At 38.2% G+C, this 6771-nt stretch carries 5 protein-coding genes; 3 read left to right on the top strand and 2 right to left on the bottom strand.

Annotated elements, in window-relative coordinates:
- The 3 genes from AC3WVA_RS04955 to murC form a co-directional block, all read left to right on the top strand.
- A partial coding sequence (locus AC3WVA_RS04955; protein ID WP_492321806.1) for a DNA translocase FtsK occupies positions 1-2891 on the top strand: 2891 nt, incomplete at its 5' end.
- Positions 2892-2952: 61 nt separating this feature from the next.
- Complete coding sequence (locus AC3WVA_RS04950; protein WP_048531838.1) at positions 2953-4071, top strand: nicotinate phosphoribosyltransferase; 1119 nt, start codon at positions 2953-2955, stop codon at positions 4069-4071.
- 252 nt (positions 4072-4323) lie between these two features.
- Positions 4324-5634 carry a UDP-N-acetylmuramate--L-alanine ligase gene (gene murC, locus AC3WVA_RS04945; RefSeq protein ID WP_098344517.1) on the top strand — a complete coding sequence of 437 codons (1311 nt, stop codon included), beginning with the start codon at positions 4324-4326 and terminating at the stop codon, positions 5632-5634.
- 54 nt (positions 5635-5688) lie between these two features.
- Here murC and AC3WVA_RS04940 read toward each other — a convergent pair whose 3' ends face one another.
- On the bottom strand, positions 5689-6351 hold the full coding sequence (locus AC3WVA_RS04940; RefSeq protein WP_098881656.1) for a DUF1700 domain-containing protein: 663 nt from the start codon (positions 6349-6351) through the stop codon (positions 5689-5691).
- Positions 6348-6692, bottom strand: coding sequence for a PadR family transcriptional regulator (locus AC3WVA_RS04935; RefSeq protein ID WP_000414144.1), 345 nt, complete (start codon positions 6690-6692; stop codon positions 6348-6350). The genes AC3WVA_RS04940 and AC3WVA_RS04935 overlap by 4 nt, the downstream gene beginning before the upstream one ends.
- Between the last annotated feature and the right edge of the window lie 79 nt (positions 6693-6771).

The following is a 6771-nucleotide window of genomic DNA, read 5'->3' as shown; positions in this document are numbered from 1 at the left end:
TAATTACAGAAGCAGAAGAGCGAGAAGAAGTGGAAGTAATTGCAGAAACAGAAGAGCGAGAAGAAGTGGAAGTAATTGCAGAAACAGAAGAGCGAGAAGAAGTGGAAGTAATTACAGAAGCAGAAGAGTCAGAAGAAGTGGAAGTAATTGCAGAAACAGAAGCGCCAGAAGAAGCGGAACCTGTAGCACTTGAGGAAACGCAGCAAGAAATGGTGTTAAATGAAGCAATAGAACAAAAGAATGAATTCATACATGTTGCTGAGGCTGATGAACAAACGAAGAAAGATGTTCAAAGCTTTGCGGATGTTTTAATTGCAGAAGAACAACAAGTTGTAGAGGAAGCGCCGATTGCGGAAGCGCGACAAGTTGAAGAAGAAGCAGTGATTGCAGAAGAACAACAAGTTGTAGAGGAAGCAGCGATTGCAGAAGAACAGCAAGTTGAAGAAGAAGCAGTGATTGCAGAAGAACAACAAGTTGTAGAGGAAGCAGCGATTATAGAAGAACAACAAGTTGAAGAAGAAGCAGTGATTGCAGAAGAACAACGAGTTGTAGAGGAAGCAGCGATTGTAGAAGAACAACAAGTTGAAGAAGAAGCACCGGTCGCAGAAGAACAACAAGTTGTAGAGGAAGCAGCGATTGCAGAAGAACAGCAAGTTGAAGAAGAAGCAGTGGTTGCAGAAGAACAACGAGTTGTAGAGGAAGCAGCGATTGTAGAAGAACAACAAGTTGAAGAAGAAGCAGTGATTGCAGAAGAACAACAAGTTAAAGAAGAAGCGCCGATTGCAGAAGAACAACAAGTTGTAGAAGAAACACCGGTCGCAGAAGAGCAACCAGTTGTAAAAAAAGAAGAACCAAAACGTGAGAAAAAGCGTCACGTACCATTTAATGTTGTTATGTTGAAACAAGACAGAACGCGATTAATGGAAAGACATGCGGCTAGAGCGAATGCAATGCAATCTTCTAAGAGTGAACGAGTAGAGAATAAGCCTGTGCAACAAGTAGAAGAAACATCAGTGCAACAAGAAGTAGTGAAACCGCAAATGGAAGAAACATCAGTGCAACAAGAAGTAGTGAAACCGCAAATGGAAGAAAAACCAGTGCAACAAGCGGCAGTGGAACCACAAGTGGAAGAAAAGCCAATGCAACAAATGGTAGTAGAACCACAAGTGGAAGAAAAACCAGTGCAACAAGTGGTGGTAGAATCACGAGTGGAAGAAAAACCAGTGCAACAAGTGGTGGTAGAATCACGAGTGGAAGAAAAACCAGTGCAACAAGCGGCAGTGGAACCACAAGTGGAAGAAAAACCAGTGCAACAAGTGGCAGTAGAACCACAAGTGGAAGAACGCCCAGTGCAGCAAGTAGTGGTAGAGCAAGTACAAAAGCCAATTTCAAGTACGGAAGTACAAGAGAAAGCATATGTTGTAAATCAAAGAGAGAACGATATGCGAAATGTATTGCAAACACCACCGACATATGCAATTCCGCCATTAACATTGCTATCGATTCCGCAGCAAGCAGCGTTAGATAATACAGAATGGTTGGATGAACAGAAAGAATTATTAGATACAACGTTTAATAATTTCCATGTTGGCGCACATGTTATTAATGTATCGCAAGGTCCAGCAGTAACTCGTTTTGAAGTACAGCCAGACCCAGGTGTGAAAGTAAATAAAATTACAAATTTAAGTGATGATATTAAGTTAAGCTTAGCAGCGAAAGATATTCGTATTGAAGCACCGATTCCAGGGAAGAGTGCGATTGGAATCGAAGTTCCAAATAAAGAAAGTAAGCCAGTATTTCTTCGTGAAATTTTAAGAAGTCCTGTGTTTACAAAGAGCGAATCACCGCTTACGGTTGCGCTAGGGCTTGATATTTCAGGAGATCCAATTGTAACGGATATTCGAAAAATGCCACACGGACTTATTGCGGGTGCAACAGGTTCTGGTAAAAGTGTGTGTATTAACGCAATTTTAACGAGCATTTTATATAAAGCGAAACCACATGAAGTGAAGTTAATGTTAATTGATCCGAAGATGGTTGAGCTTGCACCATACAATTCTGTTCCTCATCTTGTCGCACCTGTTATTACGGATGTAAAAGCTGCGACAGCTGCATTAAAGTGGGCAGTTGAAGAAATGGAGCGCCGTTATGAATTGTTTGCGCATGCAGGTGCTCGTGATTTAACTCGCTACAACACGATTGTAAGTGAACGAGAAATTCCGGGAGAAACATTACCTTATATCGTTATTGTCATTGACGAGTTAGCCGACTTAATGATGGTAGCACCTGGTGATGTTGAGGAAGCGATTTGTCGTATTGCGCAAAAAGCACGTGCTTGTGGTATTCATTTATTAGTAGCGACGCAGCGACCATCTGTAGATGTTATTACAGGTTTAATTAAATCAAACATTCCAACGCGTATTGCGTTTACTGTATCATCTCAAGTTGATTCGCGTACGATTATCGATATTGGTGGCGCGGAGAAATTACTTGGCCGTGGTGATATGTTATTCTTAGGGAACGGTACATCTAAGCCTGTTCGTGTACAAGGTGTATATGTATCGGATGATGAGATTGAAAAGACAGTTGATCATGTGAAAAAGCAAATGAAGCCGAATTACTTATTTAAGCAAGAGGATTTATTAGCGAAAACAGAACAGGCTGAGTCGGAAGACGAATTGTTCTTCGAAGCATGTCAATTTGTTGTAGAACAAGGGGGAGCGTCCACATCTTCTGTACAGCGAAAATTCCGCATCGGTTATAATCGTGCGGCACGTCTCATTGAAGAGATGCAGTCGCAAGGAATTATTTCTGAAGCAAGAGGAACGAAGCCAAGAGATGTCCTTATTTCTGAGGATGAATTCGCTGCTATGCAGGAAACAAATGTATAGTAAACGGTTTTGCTGTATACTAAGAGAAAATGTTGGATAGTAAAGTAGGGAGTAAAGCGACATGAAAGAAATTGAATTAAAATTAAAAGGTGAAATAAATAGACTAACAAATAGAACATTTAAATTTGACGAACGCGTTGGAGAAGGTTGGTTCTCTGCCGTTTACTTTTTAAAGACTAGAGAAATCATTGAAGAATTTCGCCCGAAAAGTGTTGTAACGATGCAATTTTTCCAAAAGGAAAATGCAGTTCTTTGCGGAACAGATGAAGTAATTGCGTTGCTACAAACATTCGCTAAAAATCCTGAGGAACTTGAAATTAACTCTTTAAAAGATGGCGATAAAATTAGTCCGTTTGAAACAGTGTTAACAATTCATGGTCCTTATGAAAATTTCGGATTTTTAGAAGGTGTCATTGATGGGATTCTAGCTCGTCGTACATCAGTTGCGACAAACGTATATAACGTTGTCCAAGCTGCGCGTAGCGTAGATAAAGAAAAACCAGTTATTTTCATGGGAGACCGTGACGATCATTATACACAACAAGCTGGCGACGGTTATGCAGCATACATCGGCGGTATGAGCGCACAAGCGACGCATGCGATGAATGAATGGTGGGGCAGAAGTGGTATGGGGACAATGCCTCACGCATTAATTCAAATGTTTAATGGTGATGTTGTAGAAGCGGCAAAAGCATATCATAAGAAATTCCCAGAAGATGAATTAGTTGTATTAATTGATTACAACAATGATGTCATTACAGATGCACTTCGCGTAGCGCGTGAATTTGGATCAACATTAAAAGGTGTACGTGTAGATACGTCGCGCACGATGATTGATCAATACTTCATTCGCCACCCAGAAGTACTTGGAACATTCGATCCACGTGGTGTAAACCCATCGCTTGTATTCGCACTTCGTAAAGCACTTGATGAAGAAGGATTCCAGCATGTAGACATCGTTGTAACTGGTGGATTTGATGAGAAGCGTATTCGTGAATTTGAAGCTCAAAACGTACCTGTTGATATATACGGAGTAGGAAGTAGCTTATTAAAAATGAATATTGGCTTTACTGGTGATAACGTAGAATTAAATGGAAAACCAGAAGCGAAAGCTGGGCGTAAATATCGTCCAAACCCACGTCTAGAGCGTGTTCAATTAGAAAAAAGAGAAGATATGTAAAAGAGAGAAAAACTGATAGGTGATTGACCCTATCAGTTTTTCTGTTATCATAGTATAGCGGCTTCTTTTTTGCTATAATGGATTTGTTATGGACATAAAAAAGAAGTACGTACGAGTTTATCCTGATAAGTGAAGGGAAGAATAACTTCACTACATCAAAAATGTATGATGATTACCAAAATAAGAAAAGATTCATATACTGTCTTATAGATAGGCCGTTGTATTAGTTCGAAATGTTGGAGGTTCTTTAAGATGACAGTTTACCATTTTGTAGGAATTAAAGGAACAGGAATGAGTTCATTAGCGCAAATTCTTCATGACATGAAGCATACTGTTCAAGGGTCTGATTATGAAAAGCGTTTCTTTACACAAACAGCGTTGGAAAAGCGCAATATCTCGATCCTTCCTTTTGATAAAAATAATGTAAAAGAAGGACAAGTGATTATTGCAGGAAATGCATTTCCTGATACGCATGAAGAAATTGTAGCAGCAAAAGAATTAAACATCCCAGTACATCGTTACCATCATTTCTTAGGTGACCTTATGAACCAATACACAAGTGTTGCTGTAACTGGTGCGCATGGAAAAACATCAACAACTGGTTTGTTAGCCCATGTAATGCAAGGTGCACACCCTACATCTTACCTTATTGGAGATGGAACAGGGCATGGGGTAGAAAATAGTAAGTATTTTGTATTTGAAGCTTGTGAGTATCGTCGTCATTTCTTGTCTTACAATCCAGACTATGCGATTATGACAAATATTGATTTTGATCATCCAGATTATTTCACAGATATCAATGATGTATTCAGTGCATTCCAAGAGATGGCATTGCAAGTGAAAAAAGGCATTATTGCATGTGGAGATGATGAAGAACTTCAAAAAATTCAAGCGAAAGTACCTGTTATTTTCTATGGATTTGGAGAAGATAATGATTTCCAAGCACGTAACATTCAAAAGAGAACAGATGGTACTATTTTCGATGTATTCGTTCGTAATACGTACTATGACACGTTCAAAATTACAGGATACGGCAACCACAGCGTATTAAATGCATTAGCAGTAATCGCGCTTTGCCATTATGAAAACGTTGATGTAGAAGCAGTTAAGCATCAGCTAACAACTTTTGAAGGCGTAAAACGTCGCTTTAATGAAAAGCCGATGGGAGAGCAAGTTATTATCGATGACTACGCACACCATCCGACAGAAATTAATGCAACGATTGAAGCAGCTCGTCAAAAACATCCAGAGCGTGAAGTTGTCGCTGTATTCCAGCCACACACATTCTCACGTACAGAAAAGTTCTTAGATGAGTTCGCTGAAAGCTTAAGCAAAGCTGACCAAGTATACTTATGTGATATTTTCGGATCAGCACGTGAAAACAAAGGTGAATTAACAATCGAAGATCTGCAAAAGCGTATTGATGGTGCAGAACTAATTACAGATACAACAACGGATGTATTAAAGAAACATAAAAACGGCGTTCTAATCTTCATGGGCGCAGGAGACATCCAAAAATTCGAAGCAGCTTACGTAAAAGAAGTTCAAGTTGCAGAGAAGTAATAGAAAAGACGCATAGCTGTGGCTGTGCGTCTTTTTTGTTGTGTTCGATATATTTTAAAAAGCGTTGATATGTTGGTATTGTTCTTTCTTTTTGTATAGTTGTTTTAATAAAAAGATATATAGTGAACTAAAAAGTACATATCCAATTAAATAATAGAATGAAAACATATCGAATTGTTTTGTTATTATAATTCGAATCGCGAAAAATGCAAATGGAAGTGCGATTAAAACGCTAGTACTAAAGGAAATCATTGTTTTTAAAAATTTTAATTGCTTTGTATTCCAATGGTTTTCTCTACAGATGAACCAAATGTTGCTTGCGATAAAGGCTAATAGAAATGGTAAATTAGCTGAAATATTGATAAAACCTAGTGCGATAGGCATTGATAGAGCACCGAGTGGAGCGATTGAGAACCCAGTAAAGTATTTGATAAATGTATTTGTAGATTGCTGAGCAGTCTGAATAACGTCTGTATATTCTACTGCAATTTCCTTTGCTAATTCTTTTGGAGGAAGAAATTCTTCAATCACTTGTGAAGGGATGCTTGCTAATGGTCCCCCTTCACTTTCTTTACTTAATGCATTTTCATATAAATCTGATTTGATCTCTAGCACATGTTGTTCTCTTGCTGAGATAGGTAAGTTCATTAAACCTTTGTCGAAATCCTGTAAGAAAGAAGTAATGAGTTCATTTGCAAAGAATTGTTCCTTGTTCATTTTTTATCCTCTCCTTTAGCTAGTAACATTAGAGCATGGTACACTGCATCATAATCATGTAAGCGACTATTTAAAATTTCTCTCCCTTCGTCTGTAATTCGATAGTATTTTCTTTTTGGACCATCACCGGACTCTTCCCAATAGGAAACAGCCCAATTGTTTTTCGTGATTCGATTTAATATAGGATAAATCGAACCGTTTGGGATATGAAATACAGGGATATTTTGTAATGCACTTGTAATTTCGTATCCGTACATAGGTTGTTTACTTATTAAAGACAAAATAGCGAGATCAAAAACACCTTTACGTAATTGAATTATAAAATTATCATTTTTTTCCATACTTTAACTATATATGATTGATATCTAGATATCAATCATATATAGCTGTTTTTTTATTTACGTATTGACATAGAGTTAA

Source organism: Bacillus sp. EB106-04-02-XG92 (genome assembly GCF_058791995.1).
The sequence above is the reverse complement of the archived record's forward strand: the minus strand, read 5'-3'. Positions and strand labels throughout refer to the sequence as shown.